The following is a 20,062-nucleotide window of genomic DNA, read 5'->3' as shown; positions in this document are numbered from 1 at the left end:
ATGCTAATTGATTAATAAACAAATTTTATCTTAAAATAATCATAGAAAAAAAATGCACCGGCAGACGAGTCTACCGGTGCACAAAGTTTCTTTATTATAGTATATCAGATACGTTTTGAAATGTCTGATGCTCCTTTTACCAGCTGTTTGATGATGTCGGTTTTATCGGCATTCATGAAGCGGTACTCGGGCATGTATATACTGAGGCTGGCAATTACCTTGGCGTCTTTATAGACCGGCACGGCAATACCCACGACCTGTTTTCTCACACTGGTCTGGATGGCATAGCCCTGTTTTTTGATGACCTCTACCAGCGACCTGAACTTCTCATGGGTATCGGCTTCTGGCCAGATATCGGTGGAAGGCAGGCCGTATTTTTCGGTATACCGCTCCAGTTCATTTTCAGAGAACATGGCTACAATCAGCCTTCCTGAAGCAGAATCATAGATATTTTTCTCAACGGCGGTCCGTACCTGGAGGTCCTGGTCGGCGAAAGTCCGGTAAATGGCGACACGGAGATTTCCGTTGATCACCGCCAGCAGGAAGTTCTCATTCAGCCGTTCGGTCAGATCATCCATCACAGGTTTGGAGGCGTCGATGAGGTGCTTCCGGTAGTTTTCGTTTTCAGTAAGGGCGTAAGATTTTATACTGAGCAGATAACCTTTCTTGGTGCCCACCTGTTCCACATACTGTCTGCCCACGAGGGTTTTCAGAATGTTCGCACAGGTGCCGTGGTTGAGCTCCAGTTTGTCGGCAATTTCACTGAGTGTTTTAGGTCTTTCGGGGTCAACGGCAATGTACTCGAGGATGTCCAGTGCCCGGTTAATGACTTGTATCATGATATGGAAATTAATTTTACAATGTAAAAATAGGAAATTTTTATTTATCACAAACAAAAATTTCCTATCCTCTATTTAAATTACTTTCCGATGTATTTTCTCAGGCCGTCGGACGACAGGAAGCTTTCTTTTTCCCTTCTCCTTTTGTCCTTTCTCGGCATTTAAGTGCACTGCCCCAGAATTACCCATATAATAATAAAGACGATGACGGTACCGAAACATCCGCCACCCAGTTTTTTAGCTCCGTAACCTGCGATTAGACCTCTGAATAGATTGTTCATAGCTGAAGATTTAATTGTTTTGATAAAGATACTGTTTGAAGAGGTAATAAAAAAATTGTTCCATGGGGAAAAGAGCGTTGGGTTATCGGCTGTTTAGCTGTTAGCCTTTAGCTATTAGCTTTGATTTTTGCATGGATTGTGAAAATTGTTGCCATCAAGTCCCGGCCCCGTTTTACGGGGCAAGTTCTGAAGGCACGGGGCAAAAAGTGAGAGGGCGTGGGCCTGAAAGCCCGTTTGTTTTCGATTAATCGAAAAAAGAGCATGGGTGGATCTGTCGATCCATCCACGCTCCTTAAATCTATATGCTAACGGCTAACACCTAATGGCTAGTTGCCATCAACCAAACAGCCATCACCTACACCTCGAAACTATCCGACTCCTGGTAGGCTTTGATCAGAGCCAGTTCGCCTTCTTTGCCGGGTTTGGCATTGCCGTGCTCCATCCCCCAGATAAATGATTTCCCTTCGGCTTTTTGTTTGTTAAAGCAATGCTTGAATATGTTCTTATAATTGATCTCCCCGGTGGTCGGCTCTTTACGGCCCGGGTTGTCACCGATCTGGAAATACGCAATCTCGCTCCAGGTCCAGTCGATGTGCGGGATAATGTGACCTTCGTTTTTCTGCATGTGGTAGATATCAAACAATATCTTACATGAAGGACTGTTCACACCACGGCAGATTTCATAAGTCTGGTCGGAAGTACGAAGGAACAGGTTAGGAGAATCGCTCAGCGGCTCCAGTACCATCACGATGCCGTGTGGTTCCAGTATTTCAGCTCCTCTTCTCAGGGCATCGATCACATGACCGGTTTGCACACCGATCGGCAGGTTTCTTTCAAAATCACCCGGAACGACGGTTACAAATTTGGCGTTGCAACGCTTGGCAACTTCCACCGCATTTTTACAGCCGTTCAGGAATATATCAATGTATTCTTTTTTCCCGGCAGCCAGGGTATTGGCTCCGTTTCCTCCTTTATCTACTACAAAAACGCCCATTTCCATACCCAGTTTAGCCAGGGTCTCTCCTATTTTGGTCTGTACCTCTACCGGACGCTTCGTCATGCCGTTGTCTTCCAGGGCCATGAAACCGTTGTCGGCCATGAATTTCAGCTGGTCTACCAGGTCTTCACCTGCCAGGTTTTTGAACATGCCGAAGTGCGGAGCATATTTGAGTTTAAAATTGTTTTTTTCAGGAGCTTGAGCATAGCTTTCGGCAAAAGGCATGGCGGCAGTTCCGGCCACAGCGAGGCTATTTCTCAGGAAATTTCTACGTTTCATGATCTGATGATTTGATTTGGTTGAATAAAGCCTAAAATAAATAGAAAATGGTGAGAGTTGAAAGGGATTTCGGCTTTAAAGCTATCGGCAGCTAGCTTTTAGCTGGTTTTGGGTGAAAGCGATGAAACTGAACCTGGTAAACACTTACATTAAATGTTAAATATTTAACAAACCCCAAAAAAGCTAAATAAATTAGCTGGAATTCAGCAAATTAATTAGCATATTTGAATCCGCTTCTGTAATTGCCATTCAGCTTATCGGTCTGATCTGAAAATTGTACTAAAAAACGCTGTCATTATAATGGAAATTGATGTAGAAGTTGAGGTATTTGAGTATGAATATCTGCTGATTATTGAACCTAAGGAGGTGAAACAGCAGATTCAGGCATTTAAGGAGCAGTTTAAGAGTTACGGCTTTAAAAATGCCCAGATAACACCTGCCCATATCACCGTCATGTATTTTCTGAGGTATGAGACTTACGAGCATGCCATCATGAAAAAACTGAAACAGATGGCTGCCGTCACCAGGCCTTTTGAGGTGCAGTTAAACGGATTCGGGAATTTCGAAAGCACTACCTCCACCGTCTATATCAATATCACCACCGCAGACCCTATTCTGAACATTGTCGAACGCAAGAAAAGGGAGATCAATCCGCTGGTGAAAGGCTCCAAGGAGGCCAAACCTTATTATGACTCCAAACCTCATATCACCGTAGCCCGCGGGCTGGCGTCGGAACAGCTGCAGCAGGTATGGCCGGATTGGCGTAAAGAATCATTTGAAGCCAGTTTTACGGCACACGAGATGGTCCTGCTGAAAAAAGCTCCGGGTGGCACCTACAAAGAAAGGGCAAGGTTTCCGTTCAAAGGTGAAGACCCGGGCCAGTTTGTCCAGATGAGCCTGTTCGGCTGACCTTACCTCAGCCCTTTGAAATCTTTGAAGTTATAGCTGAAATGCTTCAGTTCTTCAAGATACGCGGGGTTCATCCCGAATTTAACGATGTTCTCTTTAAACAACCAGAAAGGGTCCTGGTTAAACGCCGCATAATCCCGCTGAAGTTTGAACTGAAGATCATCTACCAGTGCCCTCGCTTCGGGCGTCAGCTGTGAATAATACGAAGGATTATTCCCTTTGTCGACAGTCTTCATACGCAGAATATATTCCAGTAAATTATAACAGGTGGTAAAATGTCCGCAGGCAATCAATGCAGGCAACACTTCCTTTTCACTGTTTTTCTTATCAAACCAGAGCGTCGTTCCCATCTCAAAGGCGGCCTGTGCCACATCCTGCAGTGTTTTAGCGGGTGTCAGCTGAGCTTCGTCATTTTTCACCCTGTAGAGATCATTGGCATAGGCCAGGTCATACACGTGATTGGTTTTAATCCTGAACTTATATTTTTTATTCTTTGAATCAGGATCATCCTGATCAAAAACCATATTGTACAGCAGAAATCTGATCCGCTTCAGAAAAACATCCGAATTGAGTGTCAGTACCGAATTAAAACGCTCTTTAAGCATCACCAGGATGATCATCACAGGGGTGGCTCCGAAATGTTGGAAAAGCTGCTCCACGATTCTGGGCGAGAAGTTCTTGTCCAGGTCGAGACCGGTTTTGTTGTTTACTTTGCCTTTGATAAACTGCTTCAGGGTCAGGATAATGGTGAATACCAGGGCTGAAACCAGGATAAGGGCAGAACTTGCAAACGCCACAACCCAATTAAGCCAGCTGTGCTCCTGACGATTCATAAGCCAGCCGAAAAGACCAACTCCGGCTATCCCTGCGATTCCCAGCAAACCGGATATAAACAAAATATTGTTAATACTGATCCCTTTTACCCCGGCGTAAGGGTTGTTATCCTTATTCAGCACATAAGGCTCCATGAAATGGCTCCCGACGTCGTTGATCAGCATCAGGTCAAAAGGTTTAAAGTCGGTCCTGCCATCCAGCCTCCTGTCGTGGGCCTGCATGAGGCTTTCCAGGGCCTGGTTGTCGGTGATACCGCCATCCATCATGCCAAAGTTAAAATTCTTATTCTTCTCTACACCCGCAAAAGCCTTTTCGATTTCCAGAATTCCTTTTCCTGCTGAAGCTGAAATAATCTCATCTACTTTTTTCTCTCCGAAGAGCCTCACAAGTTCAGGTCTGCTTAATTCCTGGAGACGGACATACATGCCCTTGACCAGCTCTTCGGAGGTCAGTTCTCCTGAAGGAAGATCTTCCAATTGTTTGCCCGCAGGTTCCTCCTGTGGAGAATAGGTAAAATCATCCGGGAAAATAATGGGCTCAAATCCACCCGGAAAACAGGAAGAAGCCGCAAGTAAATCCGCGATCTTTAATCTTTTGGCCGTTTCAAAAGGCAGGTTGACATAAGAATTCCCGAATCTGAACCCTCTGTCTTCCCTGAACTTCGCATCAAACTTCAATTTTATATTCTGACGGAACAGGAGGCCTTTATAAAACTCTGTCGTATTAAAACATACTTCTTCAAGATGGGTCGGTGAGTCTGAACGGTACAATTCCCCGAGAACAGCCCCGTCAAACAGTTTTTCATTATAAACCAGCGAAAAAGCATTGATCAGGTTTCGTCTTTTATCTTTCCGCTTCACCCATTCTTTATCATTGTTCAGTTTGTCAAGCACGGTGTCCAGCAGGTCCGTCTCTTTCAGATTCTCATACAAACCTTTGAAAAAAGAAGGGAAACTATGATCCTGCTTCACGCTGCTAAGGGCATAGCAGGCATTGGTGATCGTGCCACCGGAGGCTGATGAAATAAAAGTTACCTTGCCCAGCAGGTTTTCAGCCCGGTTGTTTTCAAGCTGATACAAATAACCCATGACACCCAGACTGAATGAGGCGGCACGGAAGCCTCCGCCGGAAAAAGCCAGGGCTATGTTTTCAAAAGGCGTCGGCTGCAGGCCGGCCAACTCTGTATTTTCTTCCATTTTATTTTTGTTTAATAATAGTCGGGAATGTTTCCGGCAACGCCACTTTTGAGACACCGCAGAATCATTAAACAAATTTAAACTTTTATATACGAAAACAAAACCGTGAAAACACCCTAAATTAAAATTCTCTTTAACGGTCAGCGAACCGTCGTTTCATTGCTCTCACTGAAGCAGAAAAACAGCATTAAAAGATGGATATCCTTCATTAATCCCTTTCATTCATCCGGGAGCGGGTTTCAACTGAATCTTACCTAGGTTACCAGTCAAAAAAGAGTTAACTTACAGAAAATCAAAAAATTATGGCCAAAGAAAAGACGGTTCAGAAAGGGGAAAAGAAAGACGCCCAGAAAAGTCTGCTTGAAAAAAGAGCAGATAAAAAAGCAAAAAGAGACAGTAAGGGCAAGGATGAATAACCGGCACAGCATGTCATACGTTTTAATCTCATGCAACTGTTTCTTACGCTAACTTTCCACCATAGAAAAATGACCTGGTCATTTGTTCTGTCGTATTATTGAAAAAGCCCTCCACTGAAATAATGTGAAGGGCTTTTCCTTTTTTAACCCAGTGAAATGTGAATTTCTACCCGGTGCTCTTTTCCGTCGTCGACCAGCGGGAAAGCATCTCCTTTCCCTTCCTGGTCATCTGCTTTCCACCAGGATGGAGCCTCTTCCTGGAAGACGGTGATTTTGTATACCGCGTTTCCGTAGCGATAGTTGATCTTCACAGAAGGCCAATTCTCCGGAAAACAAGGTTTAAACTTCAGGTTACCGTTTTGCAGTTCAAGCCCCAGCAGCGATCCGATGATGAACTGGTACATCCATCCGGCGGAACCGGTGTACCAGGTCCAGCCTCCCCTGCCCCGGTGCGACTCGTTGGCATAAACATCCGCCGCCATCACATAAGGTTCTACTTTATAGATGTTTTTATCGGCCTCGTTCGCTGAATGATTGACAGGCTGAATCATGCTGAACAATTCCCAGACCCGCTCCCTGTCGCCCAAAGCTGCAAAAGCCATCAAAGCCCAGATAGCCGCATGGGAATATTGCCCGCCGTTTTCACGCACACCCGGCACATAGCCCTGGATGTAGCCCGGATTAGGCCCTGAGCCGTCAAAAGGCGGATCAAGTAATTGTATCAGCTTAAGATCACGGTTCACCAGGTACTTGTTCAGTGAATCCATGGCAATATTTTTACGGGCATCACTGCCGGCTCCTGACAATACCGACCAGCTTTGGGCGATGGCGTCAATCCGGCATTCTTCGTTTTCTTTCGATCCCAAGGGTGTACCATCATCAAACCATGCCCTTTTATACCACTCACCATCCCAGGCCGAAGTTTCAATATTGGTCTGTAATATAGCCGCTTCGCTGATACAGGTGCGGGCAAACAGCTCGTCATCATTACCTTGTGCAATTTCAGAGAACTTTATCAGCACGTCATACAGGAAGAATCCCAGCCAGACACTTTCACCCTGGCCTTTTACACCGACCTGGTCCATGCCGTCATTCCAGTCACCGGAACCGATCAGGGGCAGGCCTCTCTTGCCGTAATTCAAACTATGCATAATGGCCCTGACACAGTGATCGTATAAAGTGCCGCTTTCATTTCCGCTGATCGGAAGGTCATAAAGCGACTCTTCTCCCGGCTGTAAAAGCCTGCTTTCGAGGTACGACACCTGCACGTCCAGGATGTCCTTATCTCCTGTGGCCTTCACGTATCTTGACACCACAAAAGGCAGCCAGAGCAAATCATCTGAACACAAGGTTCTCACCCCGCGGCCTTCAGGCGGGTGCCACCAGTGCTGCACATCGCCTTCTTTAAACTGCCTTGACGCACTGAGCAATATCTGGTCCCTGGTAAGCTGCGGCCTGGCGTGCAGCAAGGCCAGCACATCCTGCAGCTGATCCCTGAAGCCAAAGGCTCCGCCTGACTGATAGAAACCACTTCTGGCAAAAATCCGGCAGGCTACGTTCTGATAAGTCAGCCAGCCGTTGGCCAGGAGGTTGAGCGACTGATCCGGTGTTTCCACCTGAACCGCCCCTGTCAGCTCTTTCCAATAAGCTTTGACGTCTTCCAGTGCCTGCATCACAGCCTCTTTTTCTGAGAATTTCAGCAACAGGGCCCGGGCTTCGCGGCCGTTCTCCTCACTGCCGATCTGGAATATAATTTCTTTTTCTTCGCCCTCGAGCAAATCAAATTTGACCTGTAAAGCCGCACAAGTGTCCATTCCGGCTCCGGTTCTTCCTGCCAGCCTCCGGCGGTACATGGCCTGCGGATTGTTCAGATTGCGGTTACGGCCTATAAACTCAGACCGGTCCGCCGTAAAGCTCAGGTTACCCGCATCGGTGGTTTTGAAGAAAGTAACCCGGTCGGTAAAGGCTGTATTGTAGCGGTTTCTGAACATCAGAGCTCCCGTAGGACCATCATGCTCGGACAGGATATGCATGTTGGTTTTAGACCGGACATCTCCGAGAATGATCTCGAGGAAACCGGTAGCAGAGAATTTACGCTCCCTGCCTGATTGATTCCTGATTTTAAGAACGATGAATTTAACCGGCGAGGTCTTATCCACAAACGTGCACATTTCACTGAAAATACCCTGTTCTGTATGCTCAAAAACTGTATACCCGAAACCATGGGTAGTGACATACGGAGCAGAGCCTTTGGAAGGAAACGGTGAAGGCGACCAGAAACTTCCGGTGTCTTCATCTCTCAGATAGAAGGCCTCTCCGCCTGCATCACTCACCGGATCGTTGCTCCAGGGCGTAATCCGGTATTCGTGGGCGTTGATGGCCCAGGTGTAGGAAGATCCGCTTTCCGAGATAACCGATCCGAAGTTCAGGTTACCCACCACATTCACCCAGGGTGCAGGAGTGGTAGTCTTCTGATCAATGAAGATCTTATATTCCGTTCCATCCGGCGAAAACCCTCCGGTGCCGTTATAAAACTGCAGGTCTTTGGGCAAGGACACAGGCGACGACTCAGGCTGGGTTATCTGCAGCACCTTAGGTTCAAGCAACAGCGGCAAAGGCCTTCCCGAAGAAAGTTTATTGACCTGCTCAACGAGTGTGCCCCTGTCGTCCTGGATAATCACCCTGGCCACACTCTCAAACAGGAGGCGGTCTTCGGGTGACAGCTGGTCGGCAGATTTGACGAAAATACTGCCGGGTTTATTGTAGACCTGGTGGCTCGTCGATTCGGCTGAAATGAGCCCTAGTATCTGCTCCTGCAGGTCTTGTCTGTAAGAACCATGGTTATCATTCCAGATGACCAGGTCCACTGCCAGGCCTTTCAGACGCCAGTAGGCATGGGCCTGTACCATCTGTTTGACCAAGTCTATATTCTCCGTATCATAAATATGCAGCAACACTATCGGAATATCACCGGAAACCGAATGACTCCAGAGTCCGGACTGTCCCCGGTAATTATTAAGAATGACGGCAGGATCAGCCCTCAAAACAGGATTGGCATAAATGACAGAAGCTGCCAGGCGGTCATACAACTGTGCATCCGCATCCGTGGCATTGATCTGCCTCAGCAACACCTGCGAGTGTGTCCAGGACAATTCGAAAGCCCGTTTTTTGAGGTGACGATCCAGGTATTTGTGCAACAGGTTCAGACAGCCTTCTTTGGTTTCGCTGATGCCGTAAATCAAATCGATGGTAGTCGCCTGGTTAGGTTTTACGGCGATGCGGTAACGGATGGAAAGAATAGGATCAAGTACAGAGCCCTGTTTTCCGGATAATTTATCCTGCTCCATAGCCTGCGGACGAGCCAGGGTTTTGCCACGCCCTGTAAACTGCATCCGGTCCGTTTCATACGACACGCCCTCCACTTCACCCCCACGCACATCCATGAGGTGGAACATCCACGGCGGGGTTTCGCCTTCAGACCTCGGCCGGCGGGTACAAAGAATGGCATTATGTTCTTCAAGAATCTCAGTCTGTACGAAAAGATTGCTGAATGCCGGGTGGGCCTCATCCGAAGCCTGGCTTGCCATGACAATCTCAGCATAACTCGTTATCTCGAGTATTTTCGTCGATTGCGTCTTGTTTTTGATCCTTACCCGTCTCATTTCGGTATCATCTTCCGGAGAAATCACGATCTCTGTTTTGGTCTCAATCCCGAAATCCTCACGATGGAACTCCGCATGTCCCTGGAAGAAAAGGGCTTCATAAGACTTCGCCACTTTTAAAGTAGGCTGATGGGTGTTGGACCAGAAATTACCGGTATTGACATCTTTGATATAGCAGAAAATGCCGCGGTTATCCTGGGTGGTATCTTCCCGCCATCTTGTTACCACAATATCCTTCCAGCGGCTGTATCCTCCACCTGAGTTGGTCACCATCACCTGGTAACGGCCGTTGCTGAGCAACTGGATTTCCGGTATCTGGGTATTCGGTGTCGGGATGTTCCTGATCTGCAATTCGGTAGTTTCGGTATGAGATTCCGAAATATCAGCCGTATGAGCATAGAAAACGGTGGTTCTCGGGATCCTTTCCTGCAGCAGCAAGATAGTGGCCTGAAAACGCAATTCAGCCATAAACCTCTGCTGCATAGGCTTGTTCAGCAATAAATAAGCCAGTGACAATAAGCCCATGCCCTGGTGGTGCACCATAAATGAGTTAATAATCGTGTGGGTCTTACCCCTCGGCAACCTGGCAGGTGTGTAATCAATGGCTTCATAAAAACCGTATTCCCCCTCAAAACCTTTTTCAGATAAATGCTGTAAATTGACGCAGGCCTGATCAGGTGAAACCATCAGGGCCATCATAGAAGCATAGGGAGCTATGACAAGATCTTCTTCCAGACCTCTCTTGAGGCCAAGCCCCGGCACACCAAAGGCCCGGTATTGATAGTTGAGGCTGGCGTCAACCATGTTATAAGCCGACTCAGAAATACCCCAGGGCACGCCCCGTTGTCCTGCGTAGTCAATCTGCCTTTTGACGGTGGCCTTGTTGGTTTGATGCAGCAGGGTATTTTCATACACCGGCATCACCAGCTGTGGCATCAGGTATTCAAACATAGTACCGCTCCACGACAACAGGATGGGATCCCCGCCGGAATCGGTCAGCAACCTGCCCAGGGCAAACCAGCTTTCCTGGGGCAGTTTTCCCTGTGCTATGGCTACAAAAATACCCAGACGGGCTTCAGAAGCCAGTAAGTCATAAAAACTATCGTCGCGTCTGAGTTCATCTACATTAAAGCCGATCCTGAGCAGACTGGTGGTGTTATCATAAAGAAAATCATATTCCATATCACTCAGTTCCTCACACTGAGCCGCCAGTTGCTGAGAAAGTATGATCCGCTGATTGGCTACCATATTACCGGCCTTTAAGCATTCTTTTAAGGACTCGGGCAGGTCATTGCCGTTTTCATATATGCCCTGAACAGACATCAGGGAGGGTATTTCATCAAAAGGCAGGGAAGCTGTAAACTGCCCGTGTTCACTCAGCCACGGCACAAGGTCTATCAGGTCCTGCCGGATATGCTCAATCTGAAGCGACAATTTTTTAGTCCACTGATAGGCCTCCGGTTCTTTTCCGGACATGTGCAGGGACAGTTCTTTCCCGGTTTCTGCAAGTTCATTCAGGTGTCCCCAGATTTTTTTCAGGGAATTCATTTCCGACAGTGCTGTCTGACAGGCAGCTGTCATTTTGTCCATCAGTTTAGACGGGCGGTCTTTCGATAATTCCCTGACGATCTCGACAGTGGTGAGAATCCCTTCAAAGGTTTTTCTGTCGACCACAGGATCATGAGGCAGAGACAGCAGCCCTTGACGCAGGGTGAGCAGGTGACCGGCCAGGTTACCGCTATCCACAGTAGAAACATACCTCGGATGCAAAGGCGACAGTGTTTGTGTGTCGTACCAGTTATAAAAATGCCCTTTGTAACGCTCCATGATCATCATGGTTTGCAGGGAGTTGTTGCATCTCGACAAAAGCTCAGCTCCGCCAATGTACCCGAAATCATACGCCGCCAGGTTGGAGAGCAATGACATGCCGAGGTTGGTCGGTGATGTCCGGTGGGCTATGACAGGGTGAGGTTGCTCCTGGAAATTATCAGGCGGCAGCCAGTTTTCAGTTTCGTTGACAAAGGTTTCGAAATAAGCCCAGGTTTTGCGGGAAAGCCTGTTCAGGTACGACACCTGCAGCTCGTTTAAGCCCGAACTTTTTTCTTTTTCCGGCAAGCTGAGTTTCCAGGCAATGCCCGGCCCTATAAACCATAATATCAGGATAGGGAAAGCCACAATCAGGGCTTCCGGGCGGTATCTCCAGAATAAGTAAGCACAAACCAGGGCCAATAACGGGGTAATGATCATGGTTCCGAAAACACCCCAGATGCCGTTGTTACTTGTTCCGGAAGTGGTGGCCGAAGGCACCCACTCCAGCAGTTTTCTCCTGCTGATGAGCATTCTCCAGTTAGCCTGAATGACCGCGTGGGTATATTTATAAGCTTCATAAGGCAACACGGCCATATCAAACATGAACCTGATCAGTACATTTCTGACATATTTAACAATGTCTTTTAAGTGAGCCCTGAAACTCATGTCCTCCGGCTTGTGGATCAGCTGCCAGGTGGCGTCGATCATTACCGGCAGCAGGACAATGAACGTCACCGCCAGCGTCCAGAACCAGGGCATCGGCAGGATGGTCCATCCCGCCAGTAAAACCAGGATCAAGGACAAAGGAATCAGGCTCCTTCTGAGGTTATCCAGGATTTTCCAACGGGATAAGGCCGAAAGTTTATTCAGGGTCAGCTTACCGTTGCTCTTTGATACAAAAGGAAATATCCATGCCGCTATCTGCCAGTCGCCCCTGATCCACCGGTGGCGGCGTTTTACGTCCGCCTCGTACCTCGAAGGGTTCTCTTCATAAACCAGCACATCACTCAGCAAACCCGAGCGGGTATAACAACCCTCCACCAGGTCATGACTCAGTATCCGGTTTTCAGGAAAAGTATCGTGCAATACCTCCTCAAACACACTGACATCATAAATCCCTTTTCCTATATAAGAGCCTTCACCAAACAAATCCTGGTATACATCTGAAGACACCTGGGTATACGGGTCAATCCCCGCTACATCACCCTGCATCCTGAGGTACAATGAAATATCAGACTGGGGAATAGAAGAGGCCAGGCGTGGCTGCAGTATCCCGTAACCCTCCGTTACCCGTTTCAATTGCGGATCATATACCGCCTGATTGAGGGGGTGGGCCATCGTAGCCACAAACTTCCAGACAGAATCTCTCGGCAACTGGGTATCTGAATCCAGGGTAATCACATATTTAACCCGGTGCAGAATTTCGTATTCACCTGTAATCAGGGAAAACTCTCCTTCACTTTTCTGTAGTATAAGAGCGTTCAAAGCAGATAGCTTACCTCTTTTACGCTCATAACCCATCCATTTATTCTCTTTTGGGTTCCATTTCCGGGGTCTGTGAAAAAGGAAAAATATATCAGTATCCGATTGTTTGTATTTCAGATTTAAGGCCTCTATGCTGGCCGAAGCGAGTTCTAATAATTCTTCATCTTCCGGCGTGTGTTCGGTAGCCGAGTCAAGAAAATCCGTCAGTAAGCCATAATGTACATTCTCTACTTTATTGGCCAGAAAACGGATCTCAAGGGCTTCCACCAGTTCTTCAATGTATTTCTTACCGGCCAGCATGGTCGGTACCACCACCAGTGTCCTGCATTCTACCGGGATGCCCTCTGAGAAATCCATCCGGGGCAGCAAAGTGGGTTTGACCACGATCGTCGCGATCCAGTTGACCAGCGAAACCGACAGCTGTGACGAAGCCAAAGCCGAAACCAGGGCCACTCCTGCCAGTATCTTCCACCCGAACGCCCCGTTCTGATAGGCCTGCCAGGTCATGATACCGGAGGCAGACAAAGTAAGAAGAGTAATAGAAAAAAGAAATAAGAACAGCGGCATTCCGGCTGCTATGCGTGACCATTTTTGCCCGACAGTGAACTTCCTTTGTGTGATTTTTTCAATTTCGGCCAGGCCCTTATCGACCAGGTAATACCCCACATGGGCGTATTTTGAAGAAGATTGGGTGCCGTTGGGGTGACTTTCGGCCAGTTCAACGACTTTATAGGCTACTTCTGTTTCAGAATACTCCGAAGCCTTGGCAATCGATTCAATGATATGACGGTATTTATCCCTGGTAGCAAAATCCATCAAAGGATAGATGCCCGCTTTTTCTTTTCTCAGCACCCGCTCTACCGTACTGAGTGATTCCACGAAGTCCCTCCAGTCGGTCGCCTCCAGGAAACGCAGGGTACCGATGCTGTTCCGGACCGAAACCTGGTCGGCTGCCTGTTTCTGGTTTTCCTGGTGCACCAGGTCTTCGCTGTTGATGCCCATACCGGACAATTGCTGCTCCATCCATCTCAGGGGCAAGGCCAGTACAGGTCCTTTGCCTTGCAGTTTTCTCGTAAATCCCGCCACAAACGGGCTGGCTAGGATCGGTTTCGACCTGGCCATATCTGCTGTGATCAGGATCAGGTCGTTGGGAGCTTCCTGGGCAACGGCAATCATTTTATCAGCCCAGTAATCGGCCAGGTTGTGGTCAATCATGTCCAGGGCTATCTTTCCGGCCACCCTTCTCAGGTTCTCGATGACCGCTAACCGGAGCATGATGGGCAAAGCCCACAATTCGCCCAAAGTCAACTCTTTATGCGTCTGATAGGCGGCTATAAAACTGCTTAAACTTCTGATGTCCACCCGGCCGTCGCTGTGCGAAATGATTTCGAGTACGATATCATAAACCCTTGGCATACCGGCTGAAGTACCCGAGGAAAGATAAGGCAGGGCCTCACTGTACCCCTTGGGCAGGTGCCTCCTTGCGATAACAATCTGTTCTTCAATGAGATAGAAATTATCCAGAAGCCATTCTGCAGCCGGAGTAATGGCCTTTCCTGTGCGGATGCTGTCGACAAGGAGGTTGCGGACTTCCAGCAAGGTATCCTCATTATCTTCGAGCCTTTTAAGCAGTTTGTCGGGCGATTTTCCGGTCAGTAGTTTGTGCGAGTTGGCCAGGACCTTCCCGTGTTTGTCCATTTGTTCTGAATTGTAAAGTTCAGACCTGAACGGCTCTTCATTTTTTTGGTTCCGAAATGCATTATCCCCTTGAAAATAGTCTCTCAGGTGGGACAGCATGTCTATAATTGTGCCGGTTTTTACCTTCATCATAGCTATAAAATTATAAAATAGAAAAAAACGAGTGCAGCAAAGCCTTATATTGGCCAGCCTCAGAATTTTAGATGAAGGGATGGAGTCAGAGAGAAAGAATGCTGGAAATTGTTCAGATTAAACTGTACACGCTAAGCTGTCCGGTATTTATGTTTTGGTGAAGATAACAAAAATTCCCCGATTTGCGACAATCCAATGTACATAACGGGCGATTTAGCGTACGTAAGGGTAGTTTTCATCCGGCTCATAATTTAACAATGGTTTAACCTGAACGATAAAAAAATCAATCCCCAAATCGCCCCATTCTACCCGGAAAGCGGACTACAACCCTTAAATAACTGATAATCAACACAAAAACCAGAACCTGCTATTTTCGTACCTTCCGTCACCCTTTCATATATGGACATATAGGGGAATAAATGCCACACTACGGCCAACTTCAGGCATGGATGATGCCCCACGGGCTCTTTTTCAACCCTTTATAAAAGCGAAAACGTTTTTCACTTTTGATTTCCATGGCGATATTTGTCGAGAAACAGATTCTCAAGAAATTTAAAATGGATACCCTATGTTCAACGAAATCCCTGATGAATTAAAGGGAAGAATGCTTTTCCTGGAAAAAGCAGACCGGCTGGACCGCACCGACGGAACACCCAGGGCAAAACGCCTGCGTCAGATTACGGAAGACACCGGGAAGTTCCTGTCTATCCTGGCCGTGAACCTTCCTGAAGGCGAGATTATTGAAATCGGAACCTCCGCCGGTTACTCCACCCTCTGGCTGGCCCTCGCAGCCAGAGAAACAGGGAGAAAAGTAAAAACCTTTGAAATAGACCCGGAAAAAGTAAAACTGGCCCGCGAAACTTTTGGACTCTCAGGGTTGGAAGAACACATTGAGTTAATTGAAGGAGACTTTTTCAACTACTCAGCTCAGCTTGGCCCGATAGCCTTCTGTTTCCTGGACGCCGAAAAAGAAATCTACGAAAAATGCTTTGCGGCAATTGCAGACAAGATGGTCAGAAACGGTCTGATCGTAGCCGACAACGCCACAGACCAGTACGAAGGTATCAAACCCATGATCGACCGTGCCCTCGAAGACGAAAGGTTTGATTGTGTGACCGTGCCGGTGGGGAACGGGGAGTTTGTTTGCAGGAGGAAGTAAAAAAGAGGAGCATCTTATGCCCCTCTTCTGTTAATCTTCGCGACTTCCGTCGTCAGCCATCCTGACCATCTTCGGGGTAAATTCTGCCACTACATCTACCAGGTCAGTCTGAGAGGCCATCACCGCATGAATGTCTTTGTAAGCCATCGGAGCTTCATCTCTGCCCGCTCCGATAAGCATGACGCCATGATCTTGCAATACCTTGTTCATTTCGGCCTTCGTAATAGAGTTAACCGCCCTGGTTCTGCTCATCTGTCTTCCTGCTCCATGTGAAGCAGAATTGATGGACTGAAATTCACCTTTACCTCTGACCAGGAAGCCCGGTGCCGTCATTGATCCGGGAATAATTCCCAAAACGCCTTTTCCGGCAGGCGTCGCCCCTTTTCGGTGCACCATTACTTCTTCGCCATTCCAGGTTTCTTTCCAGGCGAAATTATGATGGTTTTCTACTTTTGCTATCACATCAGCACCAATGGATGCTGCTATTTTCTGATGGATAACCTCGTGACAGGCAGAGGCATACTCTCCTGCCAGATTCATGGCCAGCCAATATTCCTGGCCTTCCGCAGTATTCATATCCAGATAAGCCAGATTGACTGCTTCCTTCGGTAGTTTACAAAGCATTTTAGCCAGTTTGGTATAATATCCGGCAATCATAGCCCCCAAACCTCTTGAACCTGAATGCGTCAACAAAGCCAGGTATTTCCCTTTTTCAATCCCTAAGACCTCATCTTTTTCTTTAAATTCAATGAGTCCGAATTCCACAAAGTGATTTCCTCCGCCTGAACTTCCCAGCTGCACCCAGGCCCTGTCTTTTAATCTGGCAATAAACGGGTTTATCTGAAAGGTACCACTGGAAAGTACTTCATGATCGGCTTTATACTGACCTCTGAAACCATTCCCTGCTCCGAAATTCGTATTGGCAATCAGTTCGCGTCTGTATTGATCCTTATTTTCAACAAAGTGGCTTTCCGGAATATCATAGATTGACAAAGCCATTCTGCACCCGATATCGACACCCACCCCGTAAGGAATTATAGCATTCCTGGTAGCCAAAACACCGCCTATCGGCAATCCGTAGCCATGGTGAGCATCGGGCATCAAAGCACCTGCTACCGAAACAGGAAGTTTCATAGCTACAGACATTTGCCTTAAGGCACCTTCTTCAATCTGCTCTTTACCATAGATCGAATAAGGTTCCGGATGCTCCTTCAAAACTATTTCATCCGGTATTTTCTCAGATTCTATGATCATTTCGGCAAGTCCGGCCAGGACTTTGTCTTCCAGGTAATCCTCCGGATTTTGTTTTACCTTGTTCAGCAAGGCCAGAATTTCCGGTTTTTCCATTTCAGAAAAATGGTTGACGACTATTTTCAGGGCCATTCCCAGGGCCGCATTTTCTTTGAACCCGGAAACGATCAGGTCGTTTCCGGTTATAGTATTTGTATTCATCTGATTACTTGATAAAAATCTGTTTTAACTGATCCACGATCTGCCCGCCACCTGAAAGTGTAATGTTATTGATTTTCTCCGCGATTTTCTCTACATACTCCATTTCTTTCAGCTTGAAAAGCATCTCATTTTCTTCCAGCAATTTTGCTGTGTTCAACAAGCTCCTGGTTGACGCAGTTTCTTCTCTCCTGGTGATGATATTGGCCTGGGCTTTCTTTTCAGCGATCAGCACCTGGTTCATGATTGCTTTCACTTCACCCGGCAAAATAATGTCTTTTGCACCACAGTACAGCAACTGAACACCCAATGCTTTGGCCTTATCCACTGTGTTTTCCATGATGTAAGTTGCAATCTTGTCTTTGCTATCCATCAGTTCATCCAGGGTCATTCTTCCTACAAATTCTCTCAAGGCCAGCTGCATGAGCATATACAGTTGTTTTTCATACTCTTTGTTTTCAAACAATGCCTTTACGATGTCTTCCACTTTGTATTGTACCGAAAAATTGATTCTCAGCTGGGCTTTATCACGGGTAAGAATTTCCTGCCCCGCCACTTCCATGGTCAACTGCCTCATGTCTGCTTTGGCGACCTGGATGGAAATACTGTTTTTCCACCAGGTGTAAGTTCCCCCATCCAATACCTTATCCAGTTTACCGTCAATGATCAGCAAAGCTTTCTCAAACGATTCTACTTTCTGTACCCGCACGAATGCATTTAAAGGGGCTTTCTCCAACAGGTTTTTATCAACCGATGTTTCGATTTCAATGTTTGCCGTGTTGACTTTGATAAATCCATATCTGACGAGACCTTTCCAGAATAAATATTTACCGGAAGTCAGCACCTGTCTGAACTTATCTTCCTGGTAAACTAAAACCAGTTCATGATCAGCCACGTCCACTACGTCCACCGACTTAGTCATATCTTCATGCTGAAGCAGCACATTAATGTCTATATCCGTAATAAAAGGCTTCGACAAGTCATATATTAAAGCTTGTTCGCCCCAGTTAATCCAGTACTTTCCCTCTCCCAGCACTTTTCTTAAAGCTCCGTTTTTAAATACCAATCCTTTCTGATTGATGTTAATAGTAATTCTTTTCATGATCTTCATTATTAAATATTAAAAAAATGGCACCGTACCTTGCTTTTTGCCGCTCCAAACGGAAATAAAAGAAAGTCTGAAAGTCCGGCAGATCCTTTGCTGACTTTCTCCTGCTTATCCCACCCGGGCGGGAAACGAACAGAGTGGGCCACAATGTTTCTTTCAGACTTCATTCCTGTGTTTTACCTGCTAAGTTTCTTGCAGCATGCAACATTCTGTTGCTAGAGCTCAGGCACGGTACCGGCGGGCATTTGAAAAGTCGCCATTCTTTGTTTTGTGGGTCAGTTGACCCGGAGCAACAGCCATTTTGCATTTTCATTGTATAAATGAAAGCAGGATTCGAACCTGCATAGTTGGGGCTTGCTCTGCCTGTTGAGCTACCCTTTTCAGGGGCGGGACTCGAACCCGCACCACAGCCATTTTAAGACAATATTTTCACCCACCTGGCCAGCATATTGATATGTACACATTCAATACTATGCAGTTCTGCAGAAACTGACATCCGGGGCTGGTCTGGCTCAATACTGCCATCCTCTTTTTCAGAGAATATCTTTAAACACCCTGCGTTATATTTTAAAGAACTTCATATCTTATCGATGATGCAAAGTTGCAACCCTACCTACGCAGTCTAATTACGCAGATAAAATAATTTCAAAAATATTTATTAACTATATAACTATAAGTCATTTATGATGAATAATAATTTCAAAATGGATTGAAATCATTAGAACCACGCATTTATATTGCGTAATAAATTCTTATATTGGCAATCAAAACGTCGAACAGAACCATGGCAATCAACAAACTGGCCCTGATCCGGTACAAAACGATAGACAAATGCCTCCTTAACCGTTACAGAAAATGGACGCTTGAAGACCTTATCACAAAGGTATCTGAGGCTTTATATGAATATGAAGGCATTGAAAACGGGGTCAGCAAGCGGACTATCCAGGCAGACATCCAGTTGATGCGTAGTGACAAGCTGGGTTACAATGCTCCTATTGTGGTGATCAACCGGAAGTTTTACACTTATGAAGATCCGTCTTACAGCATCAGTCATTCCAGGCTGACAGATGTTGACATCGATAAAATGAACGAGATCGTTAGTGTTCTGAAGCAGATGAGCGGATTTGACTATTTTGACGAGATGAACGACATAGTAACCAGGCTTGAAAATTCATTGCGTAAGTCTTCTACCAACGGGCAGAGTTACATACAGTTAGAAGGCAATCACTTGCTCAAAGGCATCAACCTGATCAGCCCCTTGTACCAGGCCATTCTGAAGAAAATCCCTTTGCTGATCACCTACAAATCTTTCAAATCCGGAGAAGCACGCCAGGCGGTCTACTATCCTTATTTACTAAAGGAATACCGTAACCGCTGGTTTCTGATCTGTAAACCCAAAAAAGCTAACACACTTCAAACCCTCGCCCTTGACAGGATCGAGGATTTTATGGAAATGCAGCCCAAAGACTTTGTGCCCTATGAAGGCATTGATTTTGACCGCTATTATTCAGATACCCTTGGCGTAACAAAAACGGAAAAAGACAGGCCACACAAAGTAATTCTCTGGGTCAACAGGCAAAATGCCCCTTACGTGCTGACAAAACCTCTCCATGGGTCTCAGCAGGTATTGAAAGAAGAGGATAATGGCATTTTAATCCGTATTGATGTAGTCCTTAATTTTGAACTCGAGCGTGAGATCCTGGGCTTCGGAGAATGCATGAAAGTTCTGGCTCCCAGGCTTCTGACAAAAAAAATAAACGCCCGGATAAAAAAAATGCACCAGATGTACGAGGAAAAAGACTCTTAATA

9 protein-coding genes are annotated in these 20,062 nt (G+C 46.6%); 3 read left to right on the top strand and 6 right to left on the bottom strand.

The features are described 5' to 3' along the window. Positions 1–104: 104 nt before the first annotated feature. Together GVN16_RS07405 and GVN16_RS07400 are read right to left on the bottom strand one after the other, a co-directional pair. On the bottom strand, positions 105–839 hold the full coding sequence (locus GVN16_RS07405) for an IclR family transcriptional regulator (protein WP_166563231.1): 735 nt from the start codon (positions 837–839) through the stop codon (positions 105–107). Positions 840–1,475: 636 nt separating this feature from the next. Next, positions 1,476–2,396 carry a hydroxypyruvate isomerase family protein gene (locus tag GVN16_RS07400; protein WP_166563230.1) on the bottom strand — a complete coding sequence of 307 codons (921 nt, stop codon included), beginning with the start codon at positions 2,394–2,396 and terminating at the stop codon, positions 1,476–1,478. A gap of 300 nt (positions 2,397–2,696) precedes the next feature. On the opposite strand from GVN16_RS07400, the gene GVN16_RS07395 reads away from it, so the two are divergent. Beyond that, positions 2,697–3,305: a 2'-5' RNA ligase family protein gene (locus GVN16_RS07395; protein WP_166563229.1), complete on the top strand. Its 609-nt coding sequence runs from the start codon at positions 2,697–2,699 to the stop codon at positions 3,303–3,305. Positions 3,306–3,307: 2 nt separating this feature from the next. Here the strand turns inward: GVN16_RS07395 and GVN16_RS07390 are convergent, their stop codons facing one another. Beyond that, positions 3,308–5,335 (bottom strand): patatin-like phospholipase family protein, encoded by a 2,028-nt coding sequence (locus tag GVN16_RS07390; protein ID WP_166563228.1) that lies wholly within the window; start codon positions 5,333–5,335, stop codon positions 3,308–3,310. A gap of 559 nt (positions 5,336–5,894) precedes the next feature. Beyond that, entirely contained in the window at positions 5,895–14,537 is an 8,643-nt protein-coding gene (locus GVN16_RS07385) for a GH36-type glycosyl hydrolase domain-containing protein (RefSeq protein WP_205748809.1), read from the bottom strand. A 568-nt stretch (positions 14,538–15,105) separates the two neighbouring features. Between GVN16_RS07385 and GVN16_RS07380 the strand changes: the two genes are divergently transcribed. Then, entirely contained in the window at positions 15,106–15,696 is a 591-nt protein-coding gene (locus tag GVN16_RS07380) for an O-methyltransferase (RefSeq protein WP_166563227.1), read from the top strand. A 30-nt stretch (positions 15,697–15,726) separates the two neighbouring features. Here the strand turns inward: GVN16_RS07380 and GVN16_RS07375 are convergent, their stop codons facing one another. Continuing rightward, positions 15,727–17,148 (bottom strand): RtcB family protein, encoded by a 1,422-nt coding sequence (locus GVN16_RS07375; protein ID WP_166563226.1) that lies wholly within the window; start codon positions 17,146–17,148, stop codon positions 15,727–15,729. A 4-nt stretch (positions 17,149–17,152) separates the two neighbouring features. Beyond that, positions 17,153–18,247: a slipin family protein gene (locus GVN16_RS07370; protein ID WP_166563225.1), complete on the bottom strand. Its 1,095-nt coding sequence runs from the start codon at positions 18,245–18,247 to the stop codon at positions 17,153–17,155. 790 nt (positions 18,248–19,037) lie between these two features. Between GVN16_RS07370 and GVN16_RS07365 the strand changes: the two genes are divergently transcribed. Beyond that, on the top strand, positions 19,038–20,060 hold the full coding sequence (locus GVN16_RS07365) for a YafY family protein (RefSeq protein WP_166563224.1): 1,023 nt from the start codon (positions 19,038–19,040) through the stop codon (positions 20,058–20,060). The last annotated feature ends 2 nt before the right edge of the window (positions 20,061–20,062 follow it).

Source organism: Emticicia sp. CRIBPO (assembly GCF_009905725.1).
Taxonomy (GTDB): domain Bacteria; phylum Bacteroidota; class Bacteroidia; order Cytophagales; family Spirosomataceae; genus Leadbetterella.
Note: the sequence above shows the minus strand (reverse complement) of the source record. Positions and strands in the feature narration are given on the sequence as shown.

Coding starts and splice junctions, on each gene's coding strand:
- GVN16_RS07365 (WP_166563224.1), top strand. CDS start 19,038: ATGGCAATCAACAAACTGGCCCTGATCCGGTACAAAACGATAGACAAA.
- GVN16_RS07400 (WP_166563230.1), bottom strand. CDS start 2,396: ATGAAACGTAGAAATTTCCTGAGAAATAGCCTCGCTGTGGCCGGAACT.
- GVN16_RS07380 (WP_166563227.1), top strand. CDS start 15,106: ATGTTCAACGAAATCCCTGATGAATTAAAGGGAAGAATGCTTTTCCTG.
- GVN16_RS07370 (WP_166563225.1), bottom strand. CDS start 18,247: ATGAAAAGAATTACTATTAACATCAATCAGAAAGGATTGGTATTTAAA.
- GVN16_RS07390 (WP_166563228.1), bottom strand. CDS start 5,335: ATGGAAGAAAATACAGAGTTGGCCGGCCTGCAGCCGACGCCTTTTGAA.
- GVN16_RS07375 (WP_166563226.1), bottom strand. CDS start 17,148: ATGAATACAAATACTATAACCGGAAACGACCTGATCGTTTCCGGGTTC.
- GVN16_RS07405 (WP_166563231.1), bottom strand. CDS start 839: ATGATACAAGTCATTAACCGGGCACTGGACATCCTCGAGTACATTGCC.
- GVN16_RS07385 (WP_205748809.1), bottom strand. CDS start 14,537: ATGATGAAGGTAAAAACCGGCACAATTATAGACATGCTGTCCCACCTG.
- GVN16_RS07395 (WP_166563229.1), top strand. CDS start 2,697: ATGGAAATTGATGTAGAAGTTGAGGTATTTGAGTATGAATATCTGCTG.